Here is a 23,070-nt window from a genome sequence, read left to right as displayed (position 1 = left end):
TGAGAGTTAAAATGTCCTACCCAAAGAGCAGTATTTGTTTCATTTTATTTTGGATATGTCATTAAATAACTGGTATTTAATGAATTAAAAAGATTAATATATGCTACTATATTTAATTTTAACTACAGTGTTTTTATATTATTTATTACTTTCTGCCATTTGGAATATAGTTAAAAATATTTACTGTAAATATCAGAAAATGAAGCAAACCTCTCCAATTCTTCATTAAATTGGTTCGACAAAACTATATTAGGGAGAGCTCAACAAGAAAAAGGCTTACATGAAAATGTAGGTCTTTTTTAGTTTAAAACAATGAATGCGACAACTCTTTTTTATTCTAAATTTGATAGTCTTGATTAAAAAATTTATTTAATGTACTCAGTTCTTGATAATCCCATTTGGAATGCCCTTAATACTACTGATAATGATAAAAACATTGGGCATAAAAACTTTGCTTTTTTTGATGCTGAAATAGCCCCTTTTATTGGCATGCCTCTTTGGGATGAGGCTAACCAAAAAGAATTATTTAAGCATGTTCCCAATAATCGTTCATGGTTTTTGCTAATAGGAAGTGAAGTTGATTTTATTAACGAAATAGACATTGTTTTTTCATTACCTCTTTATCAATTAATATGTTTTAACCCAAGTAAAGCACCATTACCTAAAAAAGAAATTGATATTGTTCCGTTAAATAAAAGCCATGTTGATGAAATGATTGCTCTAACACAACTAACTAAGCCAGGACCATTTACCAAACGAACTATTGAATTTGGAGGGTATTATGGTATGTTTGAAAAAGGTAAATTAGTTGCAATGGGTGGAGAAAGACTTCATGTTGATAGATATACTGAGATAAGTGCTATTTGCACGCATCCTGACTATCAAGGTTTGGGCTATGCTGCAAAAATTACACATTATTTAGCATCTAATGTTATTAGAAAAGGGCACACCCCATTTTTACATGTTCGAACAGATAACGTTAAGGCTATAGATGTTTACAAAAGATTAGGTTTTGAAATTAGAACTAAAATCTATTTTTATATTCTTAAGAAGCTATAATGCTAATTAAATAAGTATTCAGTTATTAAATGGTGTTTAGGTTTTTGCCTTACAAGAATTGTTTTAAATGCACTATTTTTATTTTTGTAAGATAAATGTATATAGCAATCCAACTAGATCTATAAAGAAAACTTTGATTTAAACAAAGATAAAGCACCTTTTATAGAGTACCGTATAATAACAAAACAGCACTTGAATCATCTATTCTTCCTAGAAAGGAATCTGCTGAATCATTTTGTTTTTGTAGGACTACCCATACGATGATTCCGATAAGTATAAAGCCAAATATCACGATTACTATCCAGTCTAAATTGCCTAATCCTTGTTGCAGTTAAATACTATTTATTTAGTTGAAAATTTAAAGGTTGTTTTGGTATGATAAGTTTCACCGGGGTTCAAAATTACACTAGGGAAATCTTTTTGGTTTGGAGAGTCTGGATAATGTTGAGTTTCTAAACAAAATCCTGTTCTATGGCCATAAGTTTCACCTTGTTTACTAGGTAAAGTTCCATTTAAAAAATTACTTGTGTAAAACTGTATACCTGGTTCATCTGAAAAAACTTCAAGTAGTCTACCACTTATTGGTTCATAGGCTGTTGCCGCCAATCTCATTCCTTGATTTTGATTATTTAAGACCCAACAATGATCATATCCAAACCCTCTTTTAAGTTGTACATTGTCTACTTCGATGTCCTTCCCAACGGTTTTAGCCATTCTAAAATCAAAGGGTGTATTTGTTACATCTTCTAATTCTCCTGTTGGAATCAATGTTGCATCAATAGGAATAAATTTATCGGCATTAATAGTAACCTCATGATCCAAAATAGGTTTTGAATAATCACCAGATAAATTAAAATATGAATGTTGTGTTAAGTTTACTATCGTTTTTTTATCAGTTGTCGCCTCATAATCTACTTCTAAAACATTATCATTATTTAGAGTGTAAGTTACTTTTGTGTTTAGATTTCCAGGATAACCTTCTTCCAAATCTTTGCTTAAATAAGTTAGAACTAACGAAGCCGACCTATTATCAGATTTTGTTTTTGTAACAGTCCAAACAACTTTATCAAAACCTTTTACGCCACCATGTAAATGATTAGGGCCATTATTGGTTGCAAGCTTAAATTCTTCACCATCTAATGAAAATTTACCCTTTGCTATTCTGTTACCATACCTTCCTATTAATGCTCCAAAGAAAGGGCAGTTTTTAGTATATTTAGGATTTGTATAAGCTTCTAATGAATCAAAACCTAGTACGACATCTTCAATAACATTATTTTTATTTGGAACTTTTAATGATGTAATGATACCGCCATAAGTCATAATGCACACTTCCATGCCTTTTTCATTTTTTAAAGTATAACGGTTTATTTTTGTACTATTATTCATAATTCCAAAAGTGTCTTCTGAAATTGTTGCTGAGTTTGATTTCTCTGTTGTCATATCTTTATAAGTTTGATCAAGAAAAATACAACGGAAAACAAGTAAACAACTTCTATTTAAAGTTGTAATATCTTCATGTCTCTTTAATTTCCTTTTTGATAATCTGCTAAAAACTGAGCTAATCCACTATCTGTCAATGGATGTTTCAATAATCCAGTAATAGACGATAAAGGGCCTGTCATAACATCACTGCCTATTTTAGCACAATCTATAACATGCATCGTGTGACGAATTGACGCTGCTAAAATTTGAGTATCAAAAGCGTAATTGTCATAAATCTGTCTTATTTCAGCAATAAGATGTAAACCGTCAGTTGAAATATCATCTAATCTTCCTAAGAAAGGCGATACGTAAGTTGCCCCAGCTTTAGCAGCTAATAAAGCTTGTCCTGCAGAAAAAACCAAGGTTACATTTGTTCTTATTCCTTTATCAGAAAAGTATTTACAAGCTTTTACTCCGTTTGCTATCATTGGTAACTTTACAACAATTTGAGGATGTAAAGCAGCTAGTTCTTCCCCTTCTTTAATCATGCCTTCTAAGTCGATTGAAATAACTTCTGCAGAAACATCACCATCAACAATATTGCAGATATCTACATAATGTTTTAAGATATTCTCTTTACCAGTAATACCTTCTTTTGCCATTAAAGATGGATTGGTTGTTACACCATCCAAAACCCCTAAAGCCTGTGCTTCTTTAATTTGATCTAAATTTGCTGTGTCAATGAAAAATTTCATGCTATATTTTTATACTGTTTTTAAATATTCTAATACTTGTTTGCTTACTTTTTCTCCAGTAAAGCCAAACTTATCGTCTAATACATTTGCAGGAGCAGAATAACCAAAATGGTCAAGTCCGAAAACTTTACCTTTTTCACCAACAAGTCCTTCTAAATTGACTGGTAATCCAGCTGTTAAACCAAATAATGGTTTGTTTTTAGGAATAATACTATCTTGATAAGCTTTAGATTGAAGTTTAAATAAGCCTTCAGAAATAACTGAAGCTATATTTACTTTTAATCCGTTTTCTGATTCTAAAATCTCAGCGGCCGCTACTAAAGTTGCTACTTCAGATCCGTTTGCGATTAAAACCACATCTGGGTTCTCAACTTCTTTCACTAAATATCCACCTTTTTCAGCTGCAAGGGCTTCTTGATATCTTGAAGTTCCCATTGCCGGGATGTCTTTGATATTTTGTCTAGAAAGAATTAAACCTGTGGGCGTATTTTTGTTTTCTAAAGCCATTTTCCAAGCTACTGAAGTTTCAGCAGAATCTGCAGGGCGCAACGCTAAGAAACTAGGTTTACCGCTGTGGTTTTTAAGTTTTTCCAATAAACGAATTTGTGCTTCTTGTTCAATTGGTTGATGTGTTGGTCCATCTTCTCCAACGCGGAAAGCATCATGTGACCAAACATATTTCACTGCTAATTCTTGAATACCGCTTAAACGAATAGCTGGTTTCATATAATCTGAAAACACAAAGAAGGTTGCTACTACCGGAATAATACCACCATGTAAAGCTAATCCGTTAGCGATACATGCCATAGTTAATTCTGCAACACCTGCTTGTAAAAACGATCCGCTAAAATCACCTTTTTTAAGAGCATGGGTTTTCTTTAAAAAGCCGTCAGTTTTATCACTATTAGATAAATCGGCAGAAGACACAATCATGTTTTCTACGTTCTCAGCTAAATAAGCTAATACATCAGCAGATGCTGCTCTTGAAGCTATTCCCGATTTGTGTTCGATAGATTCAAAATCTAAAACAGGAAGTTCTCCTGATAAAAACTTATCTAATTTATTAGATAGTTCTTGGTTTTCTTTTTTCCAAGCGTTTATTTTTGCTTTCTTTTCAGCAGCTTGAGCAACTTTTTGTTTTAATAAGTCTTTATAAAAAGCACCTACATCTTCGTAAATATCGAATGGGTTTTCAGGATCTGCTCCTAAATTTAATAATGTTTTTGTGTAGTCTGCACCCGTATGTCCTATTGGTTGACCATGTAATTCACAATGTCCTTCATATATACTTCCATCGGCAGTTACACAACCTTTACCCATTATGGTTTTACCAATAATTAAGGTTGGTCTTTCAGTTTCATTATTAGCTTGGGTTAAAGCTTTTCTAATTTCATCGTGATTATGGCCATCTATTGAGATTACTTTCCAACCCCAAGCTTCATATTTCATAGCCGTATTTTCAGAAGTCACTTCATCTGTAGAAGTTGACAACTGGATATCGTTTGAATCGTAAAACATAATAAAATTGTTCAAACCTAAATGTCCTGCAATTCTTCCAGCTCCTTGAGAAATTTCTTCTTGAACACCACCATCAGAAATAAAACCATATATTTTATGATTCATCCAATTTCCAAATCGTGCAGCCAAAAATTTAGCAGCAATGGCTGCACCAATTCCCATAGTGTGTCCTTGACCTAAAGGACCAGATGTATTTTCAATACCTCTTTTAACATCTGCTTCTGGGTGACCAGGTGTTATAGAGCCCCATTGTCTAAAATTAGCAACATCATTCTTCTCATAGTTACCTAAAAGATAATACTGTGCATACATTAAGGTAGATAAATGTCCAGCATCCATAAAAAAGCGGTCTCTAAAAGGCCATGCCATATCTGTTGGGTCGAAATTGAAGAACTCAGAGTATAAAACGTGCATGAAATCTGCACCACCCATTGGACCACCAGGATGTCCAGAATTTGCTTTTTCTACCATTGCTACAGCTAATGCTCTAATATTATCTGCTGCTTGTTGATCTAATTTGTTGTTCATTTAAGTTTGTTTATTTGATATATTAAATACTTATAAAGTTGAAAATGAAATTCATACAATTACAACCAAAATTTGAATATGTTTTAAGTTTGTGACTCCACCAGGATTCGAACCTGAATCTAAAGTTTAGGAAACTTTTGTTCTATCCCTTGAACTATGGAGCCAGAGTTTGATTACTATTTATTTTTCTATAATACTAACTGCATAACCACCACCTGGTGCTGAATATTGAGTTAATTTCGATTTATTTGTTACGGTTATTTTACGAATGGTATAAGCTTGAGGATTTGTTTTATAATGTGCACCCTTAGCGTCAGCGTAAATTGTAGCTTCGTATTTTTTTTCTTTTTCTAAAAAGTCAAAAGTAATATTTGAGGTACGTGAATTTACACCATTAACATTTCCAATAAACCAATTGTTTGTTCCTTTTGCTTTTCTGGTCACTGTAATGTATTGGCCAGGTTCTACTTCTAAATATTTACTATCATCCCAGTCTACAGCAACATCTTTAATGAATTGGAAAGCATCTGTAAAACGGTTATAATTTTCGGGTAAATCTGCTGCCATTTGTAAAGGGCTATACATTGTTACATACAAAGCCAATTGATTTGCAAGCGTACTATTTACATGAGAATCATTGGTTGGACTAAATTTACTGATATTCATTTCAAAAATTCCAGGCGTATAGTCCATTGGCCCACCAATTAAACGCGTGAAAGGAAGTATAGTAACATGATTTGGTTTCGACCCACCAAAAGCTTGAAATTCTGTTCCTCTAGCAGCCTCATTTCCTATTAAATTTGGATATGTTCTGCAAATTCCTGTAGGTCTAACTGCCTCGTGACCATTTATCATTATTTTATAATCAACAGCTTTTTCTAAAACATATTGATAATGATTATTTGTCCATTGACTGTAGTGATGCTCTCCAACAGGAACTATGTTTCCAACATATCCGGTTTTAACAGCATCATATCCATTATCTTTCATAAACTGAAAGGCTTTATCTAAATGACGTTCATAATTTCTAATAGAGGCAGATGTTTCATGATGCATAATCATTTTTACGCCTTTAGATTTTGCATACTCATGAATGCCTTTTACATCAAAATCTGGGTAAGGTGTTACAAAATCAAACACAAAATCTTTTTCATGGCCAAACCAATCTTCCCAACCTTCATTCCAGCCTTCAACTAAAACAGCATCAAAACCATTTTCAGCAGCAAAATCTATATATTCTTTTACATGTTTTGTGTTAGCTGCATGAGTTCCGTTTGGCTTAGCTTTTGAATAATCTGTAATTCCTAATTGAACAGAAGGGTAATCGTTAGTATAAGACCAGGTACTTTTATCTGTAATCATTTCCCACCAAACACCAACGTATTTAATAGGTTTTATCCATGAAGTATCATCTATTTTGCAAGGGTCGTTTAAGTTTAAAGTTATTTTTGAGGCCAATATATCACGAGCATCATCACTTACCATAATGGTTCTCCAAGGAGATTGGCAAGCTGCTTGCATATTGCCTTTATCACCATTTGAATTTGGTGTAAGGCAAGACTCAAAAACCATATTTTTATCATCTAAATTTAAATGCATACACGCATAATTAATTAAAGCAGCTTCATGTAAATTAATATAAAGACCATCATCTGTTTTCATCATTAGGGCAGTTTGTACGCCGGTTGGTGAAAACTGCATTTGTGAAGCGTTTGAAGATATAGCCTCTTTGCTTAAACCTCTTATTTCAGATAGTTTTGATGTGGTGTAATCATATTCTTGTGTATCGTAATCTCCGGCAATCCAATAAGCAGTATGGTCGCCAGCCATTGCAAATTGTGTTCTTTCTTCTTTTATGGTAAAGTAAGTGAGATTTTTTTGTAATGGGAATTCATATCTAAACCCAAGCCCATCATTAAATAAACGGAAACGAATTACTATAATTCTATCAGTTTCATTTTGATTTATTGTAATAGCTAATTCATTATAATGATTTCTAATAGTTGCAACTTCTCCCCAAACAGGTTTCCAAGTTTCATCAAAAGTGGATGTTTGCGAATCAATAACTGTAAAATCATTTAAAAGAGATTTTTTGTCGTTTTTTAATTCTAAACCAAGCTTACTAGGCTTAATAACATCTTTTCCTTTATAGGTTAAGCTATAAGTTGGAGTTCCATCATTTAACAAAGCAAAAGTCATTGTTAAATTTTCATCTGGCGATTTTAATTGTTGTGCAAACCCAGTATTTAAAAAGCATACCAACAAAAGACATGTAAAAAAATTAGTTTTCATTTTATAATGAGATATTAATTAGGCCTATTAGAATCTTATTCAATTCAATAGAAGATAGTTTAAAATTAATTTTTTGTAAAAGTAAGGTGATTTAAACAATTAAAAAATCACTTTCTACTATTATTAATAACGTTTTTTGCTCTTTCAACGACTTGTTTGGAATTTCCTATAAAAATGGTGTCATTTATTATTACTACAGGACGACTTAAAAAGGTATAATATTCAAGTATATATTGTTTGTAATCGCGTTCTTCTAAGGTTTGATTTTTTAAATCCATTTCCTTATAAAGTTTCGATTTTTTACTGAACAAAGCTTCATAACTTCCGGCAAGACTTTTCATGTGTTCCAATTGTTTTACCGTTATTTCTTCTGTTTTTATATCTTGTAAAACAAAGTCTGAAGGCAGGTTTAGTTCTTTTAAAATCCTAATGCACGTACTGCAGGTTTTTAAATAATATACTTTTTTCATTTAGTTAACCTTTAATAAAAATTTGGAACAAAATAAGGGAATTATAACATTTAAAAGTATATTTATTGAAAAAAATAACATGCATTTTACTTTAGAAGTACTTACTAATACAAGAAAATTTTTCATTAAGATTTTAGAGAAAACATCTTTAGAAGATTTAAATAAAATCCCAGAAGGATTTAGCAATAATATTATTTGGAATATTGGACACGTTTTGGTTACCCAACAATTATTAGCCTATAAATTGTGTGGATTACCCATGATGATGAGTGACACGTTAATAGCTAAGTATATGAAAGAAACAAAACCAGATGGATTTGTGTCTCAAGAAGAGGTTGATGAAATTAAAGGATTGTTATCTTCAACCATTGAAAAAACAAAAGAGGACTTTACAAATAAGGTTTTTACAAACTTTAAAGAATACACAGTTTCTACAACCGGAAACACATTGACCAATATAGACGATGCCTTTCAATTTATATTATTTCATGAAGGCATACACTTAGGTTATGTTATGGCCTTAAATAGAGCTATCTAAAACTAAAACAGAATCTACTTCTTTATAAGGGATTGTAAATTCAATTGTTCCTGTTGAGTAAGGCGCAATTTCATAGACGTTATATAGTAAAATAAGTCCTTCTTCAGTATATCCAATATTTGCGGGAAGTGTAAAATTATCAGGTTCAAAAAGGGTGTTTTTGTCTTCAACAGCATTATCGAAATGTGTTTTAGCAATACTCTTAAATGCTTCTAAATTATTAAACAAATCTTTGTTTTCTATAGGTTTTCCAGTAAGTGTATTGAAGTTTAAAAACGGAATTTGTAATATTCCATGAGCACCGCCAGTATTTATATAAAAGGTTAGCGAAATACTAATCACTTTTTCAGATTGATACATAACCTCACCATCAATCTGAGCTTCCCAAGGTTGTGTGCTTTCAGGAAAATCAGAAACAAAAGACCTGTATTCATTGTTAAAAGCAGTAACACTTTCTTCAATTGATTTTGAAGAACTTGTTTCAGAATCGCCAATGTTCAATCGAGAAATTATGAGTTTACTAATTTCGGAGTTTATATTGCTAGAAATCGTAGAATCACCAAATGCTCTGGGGATATTAATCTCAACTAAAATATTATTATCTGTAGTGATATTAACTTCTGAAAATGTTAACATTGAATCTTCTTTACAGGCAAAAAACAACACAAAAGAGCATATCAAAAAGGAATATTTATTCTTGAACATGAGTAAAATTTTATATATCTAAAGATAGTTATTGCATTTGAATACACCGAATTTAAAACTACATTTGTATAAAACCATTTTATAATGAAATTCAACACGAAAACCATTCATGGCGGACAAGAGCACGATAAAGCGTATGGTGCTGTAATGCCACCTATTTATCAAACCAGCACTTATGCGCAAACAACTCCTGGTGGACATAAAGGATATGAATATTCTAGAACCCACAACCCTACACGCCATGCTTTAGAAAAGGCTTTTGCAAGTTTGGAAAATGGAAATTTTGGATTGGCCTTTGGTTCTGGACTCGCCGCTATTGATGCTATTATGAAACTATTAAAACCTGGTGATGAGGTAATTTCAACCAATGATTTATATGGAGGTTCTTTTAGGTTATTCACTAAAATTTTTCAAAACTTTGGAATAAAATTCCAATTTGTTAGTATGCAAAATGCTGCGGATATTGAAGCATATATAAATAAAAGCACCAAGCTTATTTGGGTTGAAACACCGACCAATCCGATGATGAATATTATTGACATTAAAACTGTAGCAGAGATTTCAAAAAAGCATAAAATTCTTTTAGCGGTTGATAATACATTTGCATCTCCATATTTACAACAACCACTTGATTTAGGAGCCGATATTATAATGCATTCTGCCACAAAATATTTAGGAGGACATAGTGATGTTGTTATGGGAGCATTGGTAGTTAAAGATGAAGAATTGGCAAATAAACTATACTTTATTCAAAATGCCAGTGGCGCTATTTGTGGTCCACAAGATAGTTTTTTGGTATTACGTGGTGTTAAAACATTGCATGTTAGAATGCAACGTCATTGTGAAAATGGAAGAGAAGTCGCTATGTTTTTAAAGAAGCACCCAAAAATAGAAAATGTGTATTGGCCAGGATTTGAAGACCACCCCAATCATCTAATTGCAAAATCTCAAATGAAAGATTTTGGAGGAATGCTCTCTTTTACAACAAAAGGGAATAACTATTCAGAAGCTATCAAAATTATTGAAAAATTAAAGATTTTCACTTTGGCAGAATCTTTAGGAGGTGTTGAATCACTTTGTGGTCATCCAGCAAGTATGACACATGCCAGTATTCCAAAAGAAGAACGTGAAAAAACAGGAGTGGTAGATTCTCTTATTAGATTGAGTGTAGGAATAGAAGATATTGATGATTTATTGGCAGATTTAAAACAGGCTTTAGATTGATGTAATATTTTAATCTAAATAATATACATAACCAAAATTTAGCCAAATCAGCCAATCATTAAATTTATTATAACTTAATCTGTGATTAAATCCATCAATCCAATCACTAAAATAGTATTGCCATCTTAAGTCAAGCATCAAATCAGAAAGTTTGGTAAGCTTATAGCGAACACCTACACTAGTTACCAAAGACCAATTACTTTGCTGTTGTAAATTGATAGGATATTCCCTTTGTTGACCACTAGGAACAGGAGGAAGGTAAGAATCATCCTTATACCAAAAAGAATAAATGTTATCTGGATTATAAATATCACCATCGCCATAAGTAGTGCTGGCTTGAGGAGATGATGTTGTGTAATGTGCCCCAAGACTAACAAAAGGAGCAAATCTGAAAGCAAAATCTTGAAAGGCACGAATACTTAAAGGGAAATACTCTAATTGCATCCCAATATCAAAATTTTCTGCAACACCATGATGTGCCCTTAGCTTATCTGCATTCGCACTAACTTTATCAGGTTGTACCCAAAAACCATGATGGTCTAAATTTGTTCTGTTCCAAGATAGTTCACTTCTTAGTTTAAAATGATCATTAAAATAGGTATCTGTAGTATAGCAGCTGCAATCCGCACTGTATGCAAAACTTATATAATGGATAATTCCAATACCAATACCTGAATTACCAAGGTTTGTTCGTTCTTCATTACGGCCTCCAAAATCGGATCTAAATTCAACAGGACCTGCAATAACACCTATTTCATGAGAAAAACCTAACTGCGAATAAGCAGCTTGTGTTAAAACAAACAAGCAAAAAGTAGCAGCTAAATATTTCAAGTTAAGCATAATAAGGTTTGTTTTTTTGAGGCACTTACTAGACAAATATATAAAAACGGAATTTAGAAACAAACAAATATAAAAACGCATGAAACAATGAAAAATTATTAATTGCGAAATTCAAAAAAAAACCAATTATTTTTTAAGGATATCTTATCTTTGTCAGATAAAATTACATAATCTATAATTAGTAACATAAAATTATATAAATGAAAACTAATATTGAAGCGTTTTTAGACATTGTAAAAGAAAGAAACGGCCAAGAGCCTGAGTTTTTACAAGCAGTTCAGGAAGTTGCAGAAACAGTAATTCCATACATCGTTGAACACGATATTTATTATGGGAGAAATATTCTATTAAGAATGGTAGAACCAGAAAGAGCCTTAACTTTTAGGGTTTGCTGGGTAGATGATTCTGGTGAAATTCAAGTAAATAGGGGATATAGAATTCAAATGAATTCAGCTATTGGGCCATTTAAAGGTGGTTTACGTTTTCACCCAACTGTAAACATGAGTATTTTAAAGTTTTTAGCTTTTGAACAAGTTTTTAAAAATGCTTTGACTACGCTTCCAATGGGTGGTGGAAAAGGTGGAAGTGATTTTGATCCTAAAGGTAAGTCAGATGATGAAATTATGCGTTTTTGCCATTCCTTTATGAGTGAATTATTTAGACACATTGGTGCAAATACAGATGTTCCTGCAGGAGACATTGGTGTTGGAGCTAGAGAAATTGGATTCCTTTTTGGAATGTACAAAAAACTAAAAAATGAATTTACAGGTGTTTTAACAGGCAAAGGATTATCTTGGGGTGGTTCTCTAATACGACCAGAAGCTACAGGCTATGGAACTGTTTATTTTGCTGAAAATATGTTAAAAACCAAAGGGCAAGATTTAAAAGGTAAAAATATTGTGGTATCTGGATCTGGAAATGTAGCTCAATATGCTGTTGAAAAATCACTTCAATTAGGTGCCAAGGTATTGACTATGTCAGATTCTTCGGGATATATTTATGATTCCGAAGGTATTGATGCAAAAAAATTAGCTTACGTTATGGAGTTGAAAAATGTTAAGAGAGGCAGAATAAGTGAGTATACAGAAAAATATCCAAATGCTAAGTTTGTAAAAGGAGAAACACCTTGGGCTGTTAAGTGCGATATTGCCTTACCTTGTGCAACACAAAATGAACTTAATGAAGCAGACGCTAAAATGCTTTTAAGTAATGGATGTATTTGTGTTAGCGAAGGTGCCAATATGCCTTCAACTATTGAGGCAGTCCATACTTTTCAAAAAGCTAAAATTTTATATGCGCCAGGAAAAGCTTCAAATGCTGGTGGTGTAGCAACTTCAGGTTTAGAAATGACTCAAAACTCTTTACGTTTTAACTGGACAAGAGATGAAGTAGATTTGAAACTGAAAAGCATCATGTCTAATATTCATGATTCATGTATAGAGTTTGGTACTGAAGAAGATGGTTATATTAACTATGTAAAAGGCGCAAATATAGCAGGTTTTGTTAAAGTGGCAGATGCCATGTTAGCTCAAGGAATTGTTTAAAGAAAGATTTTCTTATATTTAAACAAAAATGCATAAAAAACCCTTACCAGATTTAAGAAACTACGAATTCGAAGAAGTTGCATTTGGTGAATTAATGCAAAACAGAATTAATAAAATTCTTATAGTCTGTTCTAACTATGATTATTATATGTTAGAAGAGGATGGTAGAATTGATGAACGGATTTTTAATGAATATACAGATTTAAATTTAAGGTTTCCCCCCAATTTTATACATGCAAATTCTGCAAAAAGAGCAGTAAAATTAATGACCGAAGTTAAAATTGATTTGGTCATAACATGGTTAGATATAGGTAATTATAATGCTTTTGAAACTTCAAAAGAAATAAAAGGAGCTTTTCCTGAGGTTCCAATAGCAGCTTTAAGTTTTTATTCTTCTGAACTAAGAAGTAAATTACAAAAGGGCAATAAAGGCATTATTGATTTTGTTTTTCATTGGAATGGAAATGTCGATATTTTTTTGGCAATAATTAAATTGACAGAAGATAGAATGAACGCCAAAAGAGACATTAATCAAATTGGTGTAAAAGCTATCTTAATGGTAGAAGATTCTTTAAAATTCTATTCAAGGTATTTGCCTTTAATTTATAAAATTCTATTAAAGCAAACCCATTCTTTTATGTCTGAAGGGTTAAATGAGCACAGAAGTATGATGCTCATGAGAGGGCGCCCAAAAATGCTTTTGGCAACTACTTACGAAGAGGGTTTAGAACTTTTTGAAAAATATAAAAGCAATTTACTAGGCGTAATTTCTGATGTGAATTATTTTAAAGATGGTAAAAGAGACCCACAAGCAGGTTTTGAATTTTTAAAATATGTGCGAAGTTCACAACGTTATTTTCCATTTTTAATTCAATCATCAGACAGTAATAATGAAGCTAGGGCGCTGGAATTAAAAGGAAAATTTTTATACAAACACTCTGAAACTTTAGGTACAGATTTAAAAAACTATATCAATAAATATTTTTCATTTGGCGATTTTGAGTTCTGGGACCCTGAACAAATGAAAGTCTTAGAGGTTGTTAAAAATCTAAGTGAATTGCAAAAGGCTTTAAAAACGGTTACAAAAGAATCCATAGCCTATCATGCCAAACGAAGTGAATATTCTAAGTGGTTAAAATCCAGGGCTTTATTTCCGTTGGCAAATTTGTTTAGTAATGTTGAGTATGATGATTTTGAAGATGTTGAACAAATCAGAGATTTCTTAATCGAAGCGATAAGGGTTTACAGTATTTATAGGTCTAGAGGAGTTATTGTAAAATTTGATAAGGATAAGTATGATGAGTACTTAGGTTTTGCAAGAATAGGAGAAGGTTCTCTTGGTGGAAAGGGACGTGGATTAGCTTTTATAGATTCATTTTTAAAACGCCATAAACTATTTAAAAAATATGCAGATGTTAACATTTCAATACCAAGAACAGTTGTTATAAGTACAGAAGTTTTCGATGAATTTATAGAACAACATGACTTAATTAGGTTTGCAGCCAGTTCAAATGATGATGAAGAAATATTAAATAAGTTTATTTCTTACCCTTTGCCAAAATGGGTTTTAGATGATGTACAGGCATTTTTAAATATTGTAAAAAGACCAATAGCAGTTCGGTCTTCAAGTGTTTTGGAAGATTCTCATTTTCAGCCTTTTGCGGGTGTGTTTGCAACTTATATGATTCCAAACACGAACAATAGCAACATGCTTGAAATGTTGTCAAATACTATTAAATCGGTTATGGCATCGGCTTTTTTTCAAGCAAGTAAAGCATATTTAAAGGCAACGGCCCATACCATAGAAGAAGATAAAATGGCTGTCATTCTTCAGGAATTAACAGGTAAAAAATATGACGATATTTATTATCCAAATATTTCTGGAGTAGCCAGGTCCATTAATTTTTATCCCATAGGAAATGAAAAGCCAAATGAGGGAATAGCTAATATTGCCTTAGGGTTAGGTGAAATTATAGTTGGTGGCGGACATAGTTTACGTTTTTCTCCATACCATCCTAAAAAAGTGTTGCAATTATCATCGCCAGACTCTACCCAACGAGATACTCAACAGTATTTTTATGGGTTGGATCTAGATCCTAAAAGCTATAAAGTTTCAACAAGTGAATCGGTAAACAAAAAGAAGGTTACCATAAGGCAAGCTAAAAACCATCCTTCTTTAAAGTTTGTAGCTTCAACTTACGATTTGCAAAATAATATTATCAGACCAGGTGTTTTGCATGACGGAATACGAGTTGTAACTTTTGATAATGTTTTAAAGTACGATACATTTCCGTTACCAGAAATTTTAAAGGATTTATTGCACATTGGACAACGTGAAATGCGTAACCCTATTGAGATAGAGTTTGCAGTAAACTTAGATGTTCCAAAAGGACAACCCAGAATATTCAGTTTTTTACAAATAAGACCAATTATAGAAAGTGTTGTTACAAATAATGAATTGCCCAAGGATTTTAACATTAATGAAACAATTATTTATTCAGAATCTGCTTTAGGTAACGGTACTTATGACCATATAAGAAATTTTGTTTATGTAAAACCAGAAACATTCAACCCTGCAAATACAAGAGAAATAGCTGCAGCAGTCGAGAAAATAAATAAAAAGTTTTCTGAACAAGATCAGCAATACATTTTAGTTGGCCCAGGACGATGGGGTTCAAGCGATCCTTGGTTGGGTATTCCTGTAATTTGGCCTCAAATTTCTTCAGCAAAAATAATTGTTGAAGCAGGTTTAAACGATTTTAGGATAGACCCAAGTCAAGGCACACATTTTTTTCAAAATCTGACCTCTTTTAAAGTGGGATATTTTACAATTAATCCTTTTATGGACGACGGTTTTTTTGATTTAAATTATTTAAATCAACAAGAAGCTATTTATGAAGATGAATATTTAAGGCATATTTGTTTTAAAGAGCCATTAACCATTATTATTGAAGGAAAAAGCAATAAAGCTGCTATCTATAAATCAGGAATTAAAATTAATAAACATCAAGAGTCATTAGAAGATTCTATAGATGATTTACCTCCAGAAGGTTTTATGTAATTTAATTTAAGTCAAGTTTAAACTTATTAATTATTTTAAAATTCCCATAAAAAAGCACTCATTCTAAAATCACATATTAATTTATTGAATTAACAAAAAATACGGATTTAAATTATGAATTATTGATTTTAATATTGGTATTTTTGCACTATATTTTAAACACTTTTATATTTAAAGATTATGAATGTAAAAAACATTTTGACAAACCTTGAAACCAAGCATCCTGGTGAAAAGGAATACTTACAAGCGGTACATGAAGTATTAGAATCAATTGAAAGTATTTATAATGAAAATCCACAATATGAATCAGCAAAAATCATTGAAAGATTAGTTGAGCCAGATCGTGTTTTAACATTTAGAGTTTCTTGGCTCGATGATGAAGGTCAAGTTCATGTTAACTTAGGTTACAGAATACAGTTTAACAACGCTATAGGTCCATACAAAGGAGGTATTAGATTACATCCAAGTGTAAATTTAAGCATTCTTAAATTTTTAGGTTTTGAACAAACTTTTAAAAATGCACTAACAACTTTACCTTTAGGAGGAGCCAAAGGAGGTTCAGATTTTAATCCTAAAGGAAAATCAGACACCGAAATTATGCGTTTTTGTCAAGCTTTTATGCTTGAATTATGGCGAGTAATTGGCCCAAATACTGATGTGCCAGCTGGAGATATTGGAACTGGTGGAAGAGAAATAGGATACATGTATGGAATGTTTAAAAAGCTTCAACAAGAAAATACAGGTGTGTTTACAGGAAAAGGACTTAATTGGGGAGGAAGTTTAGTTAGACCCGAAGCTACAGGTTTTGGAGCTACATATTTCACCAATGAAATGTTAGCCACTAATAATGACTCATTTGAAGGCAAAACAGTAACTGTTTCTGGGTTTGGTAATGTAGCTTGGGGAGTTGCTTTAAAAGTAACTGAATTAGGAGGCAAAGTGGTTACTATCTCTGGCCCTGATGGTTATATTTATGATGAAAAAGGATTAGATGCAGAAAAAATTGACTATTTGTTAGCTCTTAGAGCTACTAATAATGATATTGTTTCTCCATATGCTGAAGAGTTTCCTGAAGCTAAATTTATTGCAGGTAAAAAACCTTGGGAAGTAAAATGTGATATTGCTATGCCAAGCGCAACTCAAAATGAATTAAATGGCGAAGATGCTGCAAAATTAATAGCTAATGGTGTTAAATATGTTGCAGAAGTTTCTAATATGGGATGTACTCCAGAAGCTATAGAAGCCTTACATAAAGCAAAAATTCCTTTCGGACCAGGAAAAGCTGTTAATGCCGGTGGTGTTGGCGTTTCTGGTTTAGAGATGTCACAAAATGCAATGAAATTGAATTGGACTGCCGAAGAGGTTGATGCTAAACTACATCAAATGATGTCATCAATACATACAGCTTGTATTAAATTTGGTACACAAGATGACGGATATATAAACTATGTAAAAGGAGCTAATGTTGCTGGATTTATTAAAGTAGCAGACGCTATGTTAGATCAAGGAATAGTATAAGCTAAACTTTTAATAAAACAAAAAAGCCTTCTTTTTTAGAAGGCTTTTTTGTTTTATTTATATCATTTTTAATTAAAACTCGTTAGATATAAATATATTTGAAAGTTAAAAAAATTCTATGTTTAAGAGAATAATTGTATTAATCATTTTTCTTACACCTTTTGTTCAATATGCTCAAGACTATTCAGCATTATGGAAAGGCTATTTTTCATACAATAATATTAAAGATGTTGTAAAAGGGAACAATAAAATTTATGCTGCTTCAGAAAATGCTGTTTTTAGTTATGATATTTTAACTAACGAAATAAAAGAAATTACAACCATTAATGGACTTTCTGGAGAGCAAATTTCAACAATATATTATGATGAGTCTTATCAACTTTTAATGATTGGATATGAAAATGGACTTATTGAAATTGCTTTTGATAACGATGATAGTATACTTACCATAGTTGATATTTTAGATAAAACCACAATTCCTCCTACAAGCAAAAGAATCAATCATTTTAACCCTAATGGGAACCTTGTTTATGTCGCTACAAATTTTGGAATTTCGGTTTATAACCTTGACAAGTTAGAATTTGGTGACACCTATTTTATTGGAAATTCTGGAGTTCAAACCAAAGTTTTGCAAACAGCCATTTTTGGAGATTATATTTATGCAGCTTGTCAAGACGGAAGTGGTTTAAGAAAAGCACTTCTTTCCAATCCAAACCTAATAGATTTTCAAAATTGGCAGGTAGTTATATCAGGTGATTTTTTGGCAGTTGAAGCAGTTGAAAATAATCTGTATGCCGTTAGAACAAACAACCGGATTTATCAGGTAAATAACGATATATTGAGCGAGCTATTTTTATATAATAGCCCACCATTAGACGTTAAGTCTGTAGATGCCAATTTGGTAATTACAACAAGAAGTAATGTGTATGTGTATAATTCAAGTTTTGCGCTTTTGTCTCAAGTTTCAATGAATAGTGAGTTTAGTACAAATTATACTTCTGCAGTTGTAAATGGTGAATATATTTATATTGGAACTAAAGATTATGGCGTTTTAAAAACAGCAATAATGCCCACGTCATTATTTGAAGAAATTCACCCAATAGGACCACTTTTAAACAAACCATTTTCAATTAAAGCGAAACCAAACAACCTTTGGGTAACGTTTGGAGATTATACTTACGACTTCAATCCTTATCCATTAAATAGTTATGGGGTTAGTCATTTAAAAAATGAAGATTGGATAAATACACCATACAGTGACGTTTTAACAGCTAAATGTCTAAACACTATATCTATAAATCCTAGCAATATTAATCAAGTATTTATCAGTTCTTTTTTTAGTGGTTTGTTGGAAGTTAATGAAGAAGTTCCAACGGTTTTGTATAATCAAACAAATAGTGGTTTAGAATCTTTAGTTCTACCTACCGACCCAAATTATATAGATATTAGAGTTGGCCCATCAGCTTTTGATAACAATGGATTGTTATGGACAGTGTCCAGTTTGGTTGATAAACCTTTGAAATCTTATGATCCTAGTAATGGACAATGGAAATCCTATACTTTAACGGGCGTTATTTCTGATGGTTTTGATGATAATGGTTATGGAGAACTAGTAATTGGGGATGATAACACCAAATGGGGGGGAAGTTTTTCGCACGGTGTTATTGGGTTTAATGAAAGCAATGGAAATCCTCAAATAAAAAGCATAAATGGGGAAGATAAAAATATGCCTAATAATCATGTAACAGCTTTGGCTATAGATAAAAGAAATCAGCTATGGATTGGTACACAAAAAGGATTGAGAGTTTTATATAATACGTCTGGTGTTTTTAATGATGAAAATGTAAAAGCTGAAGAAGTCATAATACTTGAAGACGGAATCGCCAAAGAACTTCTTTATCAGCAGTATGTTTCTGCCATTGAAGTAGATGGTTCAAACAACAAATGGATTGGAACGGTAGGTTCTGGCGTTTTTTATGTTTCGTCAGACGGACAAAAAACCATTTATCATTTTACAAAAACAAATTCACCATTACCTTCTGATAATATTGTAGATATTTCTATTGATGATACTTCTGGGGTTGTTTACATGGCAACCGATAATGGTCTGGTATCTTTTCTCTCAGGAAGTTCTGGCCCGCAAGAAGATTTATTAAGTGCTTATATGTATCCAAACCCTGTAAGGCCAAATTTTAATATTGTTGAAGAAAAGGTAAAAATTAAAGACATTTCGGAAAATGTTAATATTAAAATTACAGATATTGAGGGAAATTTGGTTGCCGAAGCACAATCAAGAACCAATTTGCGATACAGAGGCTATAACCTTGAGATAGATGGAGGTACAGCTTATTGGAATGGCAAAAATCTTGCTAATAATGTGGTAGCATCTGGAGTTTATTTGGTCATGCTTTCAGATTTAGATACTTTTGAAACAAGGGTTTTAAAGTTAATGGTAGTCAGATAATGGTTGTTACCACCAATGCAATAGTACTTTCAAAAATAAGATACCGTGATAACGATTTAATTGTAAAGTGTTACACAAAGCAATTTGGAGTCTTAAGTTTTTTGTTACGAGGTGTTTTAAAAAGTAAAAAAGGGCTCACTAAAACAGCATATTTTCAGTTGCTTTCACAGTTACAATTGGTTATTGATTACAATCCGAACAGGTCTTTACACACTATAAAAGAATCTAGAATAAATCATTTATACAGTAGCTTACATTCCAATATTCTAAAAAGCTCTATTGTTATGTTTTTATCTGAAGTGCTTACCAATACCTTAAAAGAAGAAGAACAAAACGAAACACTTTTTAGCTATTTAGAAACCACACTGCTTTGGTTAGATTCAAATTCCGAATGTTCTAACTTTCATTTGCTATTTGTACTTAACCTAACAAAATACTTAGGTTTTTATCCAGAAAGAATTCATTTGGAACATGATTATTTCAATTTACAGGATGGAAAATTTGAATCTAATCTTCAAGGAATTTATGCCATTTCAGGAGAAAATATAATATTATTAAAACAGTTTTTAGGCATTAAATTTGATGAATTATCTAACATAAAAATATCATCAAAACAGAGGCAATCATTCTTAAATGTTTTGTTACTTTACTATGAATTGCATATGGGTGATTTTAAAAAACTAAAGTCATTACAAGTATTAAATCAAGTTTTTAGTTAATGAAATTAAATTACTTTCTTTTTTTTATTACAATAACACTAAATGCACAACAGGTTAAAGTGCTTAACGTAATTACAGATGAACCCATTTATGGGGTTGCAATTTATAATGCTGATAAAACAAAAAGCACCATTACTAATTTACGCGGAGAAGCCTTTTTAGATGAGTTTTCTTCTAATGAAATTATTTATTTTCAACATGTAGTTTATTTAGTTAAAAAACTTGAAAAATCCCAAATAGAAAAAACAAATGTTGTTTACCTAGATATTCAAACACAAGATCTGAATGAAATTGTTGTTTCTGCATCTAATTTTGAACAAAATAAAAAAGATATTCCACAAAAAATTGCAAGTATTAATTCAAATAATATACAGTTTGTAAACCCTCAAACCAGTGCAGATTTGCTTGAAAACGTAGGTCAAGTTTATATACAAAAAAGCCAGTTTGGTGGCGGAAGTCCAATGATTAGAGGCTTCTCAACAAACAGGTTGCTTATTACGGTAGATGGTGTACGTATGAATAACGCTATTTTTAGAGGCGGAAATTTACAAAATGTAATTTCTATCGATCCGTTTTCAGTGCAAAACACAGAGGTCACTTTAGGTTCAGGATCCATAATTTATGGTAGTGATGCCATTGGTGGTGTTATGAGTTTTTATACTCAAAAGCCAAAACTTTCATATACAGATTCTCTTCAAGTTAAATCCAATGCTATTGTAAGGTATGCAACAGCAAGCAATGAAAAAACGGGGCATTTAGATTTTAATATTGGTTCAAAAAGATGGGCGTTTTTAACCAATGTAAGCTATACTTCTTTTAATGACTTAAGAATGGGAAGTCATGGACCAAATGATTATCTAAGACCCAATTTTGTTGCCAGAATAAATAATGAAGATGTTATGGTACAGAACAGCAATCCTTTGGTACAAAGGCAATCTGGGTATAATCAATATAACATCATGCAAAAAGTAAGATTTGAACCGTATAATAGTTTAAGTTTTGATTTAGGCCTTTATTATACCACAACATCCAACATGCCGCGTTATGATAGATTGATACGTTACAAAGGCAATGATTTGCGTTCTGCAGAATGGTATTATGGTCCACAACAATGGTTTATGGCAAATGCTCAAATTACTAAATACAGTAGTCTTTCAAACTTATATGATAAAGTTAAATTAACTTTAGCGTATCAAAATTTTCAAGAAAGCAGAGTAGATAGAAACTTTCAATCTGATATAAGAAACATTCGTGATGAGGCTTTAGATGCTTACACATTTAATTTAGATTTAGAAAAAAGACTTAGTTCAAAAACACAGCTTTACTATGGTTTTGAATATGTTTTTAATAACGTGATGTCTCTTGGAGATGAAGAAAACATTGCCACAAATATGATAGAACCAACCGTATCAAGATATCCTAATGGAGCCAACTGGCAATCTGCCGCTGTGTATTCCAGTATAAAATATAAACCAAATACCAAGTTTGTGTTTCAATCTGGCTTACGCTTTAATCATATCATGTCCAAAGCAAATTTTAAAGAAAATAATGAGTATTTAAATTTACCGTTTGAATCTTCAAAAAACACTTCAGGAGCACTTACTGGAACTGCAGGGATACGTTGGTCACCAAACCCAATATTACAATGGAAACTAAATGCATCTTCAGCTTTTAGAGCACCTAATATTGATGATATAGGTAAGATATTTGACTCTGAACCTGGATCGGTTGTGGTTCCAAATGAAAACCTAAAACCAGAATATGCTTATGGTGGTGACTTGGGATTAAAACTTAATTTCAATGACACTTTTATTATTAATTTAAACACCTATTACACCTATTTAGACAATGCATTGGTTAGAAGAGATTATAATTTAAATGGATCTACAGAAATTATATATGATGGTGAATTAAGTAAAGTTCAAGCCATACAAAATGCCGCAAAAGCTTGGGTTTATGGATTTGAAGCAGGTTTAGAATTACGTTTCAGCAAACAAGTAAAACTTACTTCACAATATAATGTTATAGGCGGAACAGAAGAAGATGATAACGGAGCCGAAACAGCATTACGTCATGCAGCACCAAATTTTGGAAATGCACATTTAGTTTGGGATACAAATGCCTTTAAAATAGATGTGTTTACAAATTACAATAATGAATTATCTTACAATCAATTGGCCCCTTCTGAAATTGAAAAAGATTACATCTATGCATCTGATAAAAATGGAAATCCATATGCGCCATCTTGGGTTACTTTAAATTTAAGAACACAATATAAATTAACTAAAGATGCGACAATTACTGCTAGTTTAGAGAATATTACTGACCAACGTTATAAAACGTATTCGTCTGGTATTGCTGCTGCAGGCAGAAATTTTATTTTGGCGTTAAAATATAGTTTATAGAAACA

16 protein-coding genes and 1 tRNA gene are annotated in these 23,070 nt (G+C 31.9%); 9 read left to right on the top strand and 8 right to left on the bottom strand.

Annotated elements, in window-relative coordinates; all coding sequences use genetic code 11:
• The first annotated feature begins 372 nt into the window (after positions 1-372).
• Positions 373-1,059 (top strand): GNAT family N-acetyltransferase, encoded by a 687-nt coding sequence (locus V8G69_RS01515; RefSeq protein WP_394879935.1) that lies wholly within the window; start codon positions 373-375, stop codon positions 1,057-1,059.
• Positions 1,060-1,401: 342 nt separating this feature from the next.
• Here V8G69_RS01515 and V8G69_RS01510 read toward each other — a convergent pair whose 3' ends face one another.
• From V8G69_RS01510 to V8G69_RS01485, 6 genes are all read right to left on the bottom strand, one after another.
• The gene (locus tag V8G69_RS01510; RefSeq protein WP_394879934.1) at positions 1,402-2,502 is read right to left on the bottom strand and encodes an aldose epimerase family protein; all 1,101 of its coding nucleotides are present in this window, start codon (positions 2,500-2,502) and stop codon (positions 1,402-1,404) included.
• Positions 2,503-2,585: 83 nt separating this feature from the next.
• Positions 2,586-3,239 (bottom strand): fructose-6-phosphate aldolase, encoded by a 654-nt coding sequence (fsa, locus tag V8G69_RS01505; protein WP_394879933.1) that lies wholly within the window; start codon positions 3,237-3,239, stop codon positions 2,586-2,588.
• A 9-nt stretch (positions 3,240-3,248) separates the two neighbouring features.
• On the bottom strand, positions 3,249-5,285 hold the full coding sequence (locus V8G69_RS01500) for a transketolase family protein (protein ID WP_394879932.1): 2,037 nt from the start codon (positions 5,283-5,285) through the stop codon (positions 3,249-3,251).
• Between the two features lie 92 nt (positions 5,286-5,377).
• Positions 5,378-5,449, bottom strand: a tRNA-Arg gene (locus V8G69_RS01495).
• Positions 5,450-5,465: 16 nt separating this feature from the next.
• Positions 5,466-7,577, bottom strand: coding sequence for a glycoside hydrolase family 97 protein (locus tag V8G69_RS01490; protein WP_394879931.1), 2,112 nt, complete (start codon positions 7,575-7,577; stop codon positions 5,466-5,468).
• 107 nt (positions 7,578-7,684) lie between these two features.
• Positions 7,685-8,047 (bottom strand): arsenate reductase family protein, encoded by a 363-nt coding sequence (locus V8G69_RS01485; protein WP_394879930.1) that lies wholly within the window; start codon positions 8,045-8,047, stop codon positions 7,685-7,687.
• A gap of 22 nt (positions 8,048-8,069) precedes the next feature.
• On the opposite strand from V8G69_RS01485, the gene V8G69_RS01480 reads away from it, so the two are divergent.
• On the top strand, positions 8,070-8,585 hold the full coding sequence (locus V8G69_RS01480) for a DinB family protein (RefSeq protein ID WP_394879929.1): 516 nt from the start codon (positions 8,070-8,072) through the stop codon (positions 8,583-8,585).
• On the opposite strand, the gene V8G69_RS01475 is transcribed toward V8G69_RS01480, so the two are convergent.
• Positions 8,568-9,290 carry a DUF3298 and DUF4163 domain-containing protein gene (locus V8G69_RS01475; protein ID WP_394879928.1) on the bottom strand — a complete coding sequence of 241 codons (723 nt, stop codon included), beginning with the start codon at positions 9,288-9,290 and terminating at the stop codon, positions 8,568-8,570. The genes V8G69_RS01480 and V8G69_RS01475 overlap by 18 nt on opposite strands.
• Before the next feature lie 84 nt (positions 9,291-9,374).
• Here V8G69_RS01475 and V8G69_RS01470 point away from each other — a divergent pair, with 84 nt between their 5' ends.
• Positions 9,375-10,514, top strand: a complete 1,140-nt coding sequence (locus V8G69_RS01470; RefSeq protein ID WP_394879927.1) for a cystathionine gamma-synthase — start codon at positions 9,375-9,377, stop codon at positions 10,512-10,514.
• Between the two features lie 9 nt (positions 10,515-10,523).
• On the opposite strand, the gene V8G69_RS01465 is transcribed toward V8G69_RS01470, so the two are convergent.
• The gene (locus V8G69_RS01465) at positions 10,524-11,354 is read right to left on the bottom strand and encodes a glutamate dehydrogenase (protein WP_394879926.1); all 831 of its coding nucleotides are present in this window, start codon (positions 11,352-11,354) and stop codon (positions 10,524-10,526) included.
• 200 nt (positions 11,355-11,554) lie between these two features.
• Here V8G69_RS01465 and gdhA (V8G69_RS01460) point away from each other — a divergent pair, with 200 nt between their 5' ends.
• From gdhA (V8G69_RS01460) to V8G69_RS01435, 6 genes are all read left to right on the top strand, one after another.
• The gene (gene gdhA, locus V8G69_RS01460) at positions 11,555-12,898 is read left to right on the top strand and encodes an NADP-specific glutamate dehydrogenase (protein WP_394879925.1); all 1,344 of its coding nucleotides are present in this window, start codon (positions 11,555-11,557) and stop codon (positions 12,896-12,898) included.
• Between the two features lie 28 nt (positions 12,899-12,926).
• On the top strand, positions 12,927-15,959 hold the full coding sequence (locus tag V8G69_RS01455) for a PEP/pyruvate-binding domain-containing protein (RefSeq protein WP_394879924.1): 3,033 nt from the start codon (positions 12,927-12,929) through the stop codon (positions 15,957-15,959).
• 180 nt (positions 15,960-16,139) lie between these two features.
• Complete coding sequence (gene gdhA / locus V8G69_RS01450; protein WP_394879923.1) at positions 16,140-17,477, top strand: NADP-specific glutamate dehydrogenase; 1,338 nt, start codon at positions 16,140-16,142, stop codon at positions 17,475-17,477.
• Positions 17,478-17,595: 118 nt separating this feature from the next.
• Positions 17,596-19,941 carry a two-component regulator propeller domain-containing protein gene (locus V8G69_RS01445; protein WP_394879922.1) on the top strand — a complete coding sequence of 782 codons (2,346 nt, stop codon included), beginning with the start codon at positions 17,596-17,598 and terminating at the stop codon, positions 19,939-19,941.
• Positions 19,941-20,660, top strand: coding sequence for a DNA repair protein RecO (gene recO, locus V8G69_RS01440; protein ID WP_394879921.1), 720 nt, complete (start codon positions 19,941-19,943; stop codon positions 20,658-20,660). Before V8G69_RS01445 ends, recO begins: the two co-directional genes overlap by 1 nt.
• Complete coding sequence (locus tag V8G69_RS01435; protein ID WP_394879920.1) at positions 20,660-23,065, top strand: TonB-dependent receptor plug domain-containing protein; 2,406 nt, start codon at positions 20,660-20,662, stop codon at positions 23,063-23,065. Before recO ends, V8G69_RS01435 begins: the two co-directional genes overlap by 1 nt.
• Positions 23,066-23,070: the final 5 nt, after the last annotated feature.

The sequence above is a fragment of the Gaetbulibacter sp. M235 genome, from assembly GCF_043876835.1.
In the GTDB taxonomy this organism is placed as follows: domain Bacteria; phylum Bacteroidota; class Bacteroidia; order Flavobacteriales; family Flavobacteriaceae; genus Yeosuana.
Note: the sequence above shows the minus strand (reverse complement) of the source record. Positions and strands in the feature narration are given on the sequence as shown.

Bases quoted from the DNA above. Each gene is read 5' to 3' on its own strand.
- V8G69_RS01435 (WP_394879920.1), top strand. From the start codon at position 20,660: ATGAAATTAAATTACTTTCTTTTTTTTATTACAATAACACTAAATGCA.
- fsa (WP_394879933.1), bottom strand. From the start codon at position 3,239: ATGAAATTTTTCATTGACACAGCAAATTTAGATCAAATTAAAGAAGCA.
- gdhA (WP_394879925.1), top strand. From the start codon at position 11,555: ATGAAAACTAATATTGAAGCGTTTTTAGACATTGTAAAAGAAAGAAAC.
- V8G69_RS01500 (WP_394879932.1), bottom strand. From the start codon at position 5,285: ATGAACAACAAATTAGATCAACAAGCAGCAGATAATATTAGAGCATTA.
- V8G69_RS01445 (WP_394879922.1), top strand. From the start codon at position 17,596: ATGTTTAAGAGAATAATTGTATTAATCATTTTTCTTACACCTTTTGTT.
- V8G69_RS01470 (WP_394879927.1), top strand. From the start codon at position 9,375: ATGAAATTCAACACGAAAACCATTCATGGCGGACAAGAGCACGATAAA.
- V8G69_RS01475 (WP_394879928.1), bottom strand. From the start codon at position 9,290: ATGTTCAAGAATAAATATTCCTTTTTGATATGCTCTTTTGTGTTGTTT.
- gdhA (WP_394879923.1), top strand. From the start codon at position 16,140: ATGAATGTAAAAAACATTTTGACAAACCTTGAAACCAAGCATCCTGGT.
- V8G69_RS01485 (WP_394879930.1), bottom strand. From the start codon at position 8,047: ATGAAAAAAGTATATTATTTAAAAACCTGCAGTACGTGCATTAGGATT.
- V8G69_RS01510 (WP_394879934.1), bottom strand. From the start codon at position 2,502: ATGACAACAGAGAAATCAAACTCAGCAACAATTTCAGAAGACACTTTT.
- V8G69_RS01515 (WP_394879935.1), top strand. From the start codon at position 373: ATGTACTCAGTTCTTGATAATCCCATTTGGAATGCCCTTAATACTACT.
- recO (WP_394879921.1), top strand. From the start codon at position 19,941: ATGGTTGTTACCACCAATGCAATAGTACTTTCAAAAATAAGATACCGT.
- V8G69_RS01455 (WP_394879924.1), top strand. From the start codon at position 12,927: ATGCATAAAAAACCCTTACCAGATTTAAGAAACTACGAATTCGAAGAA.
- V8G69_RS01490 (WP_394879931.1), bottom strand. From the start codon at position 7,577: ATGAAAACTAATTTTTTTACATGTCTTTTGTTGGTATGCTTTTTAAAT.
- V8G69_RS01465 (WP_394879926.1), bottom strand. From the start codon at position 11,354: ATGCTTAACTTGAAATATTTAGCTGCTACTTTTTGCTTGTTTGTTTTA.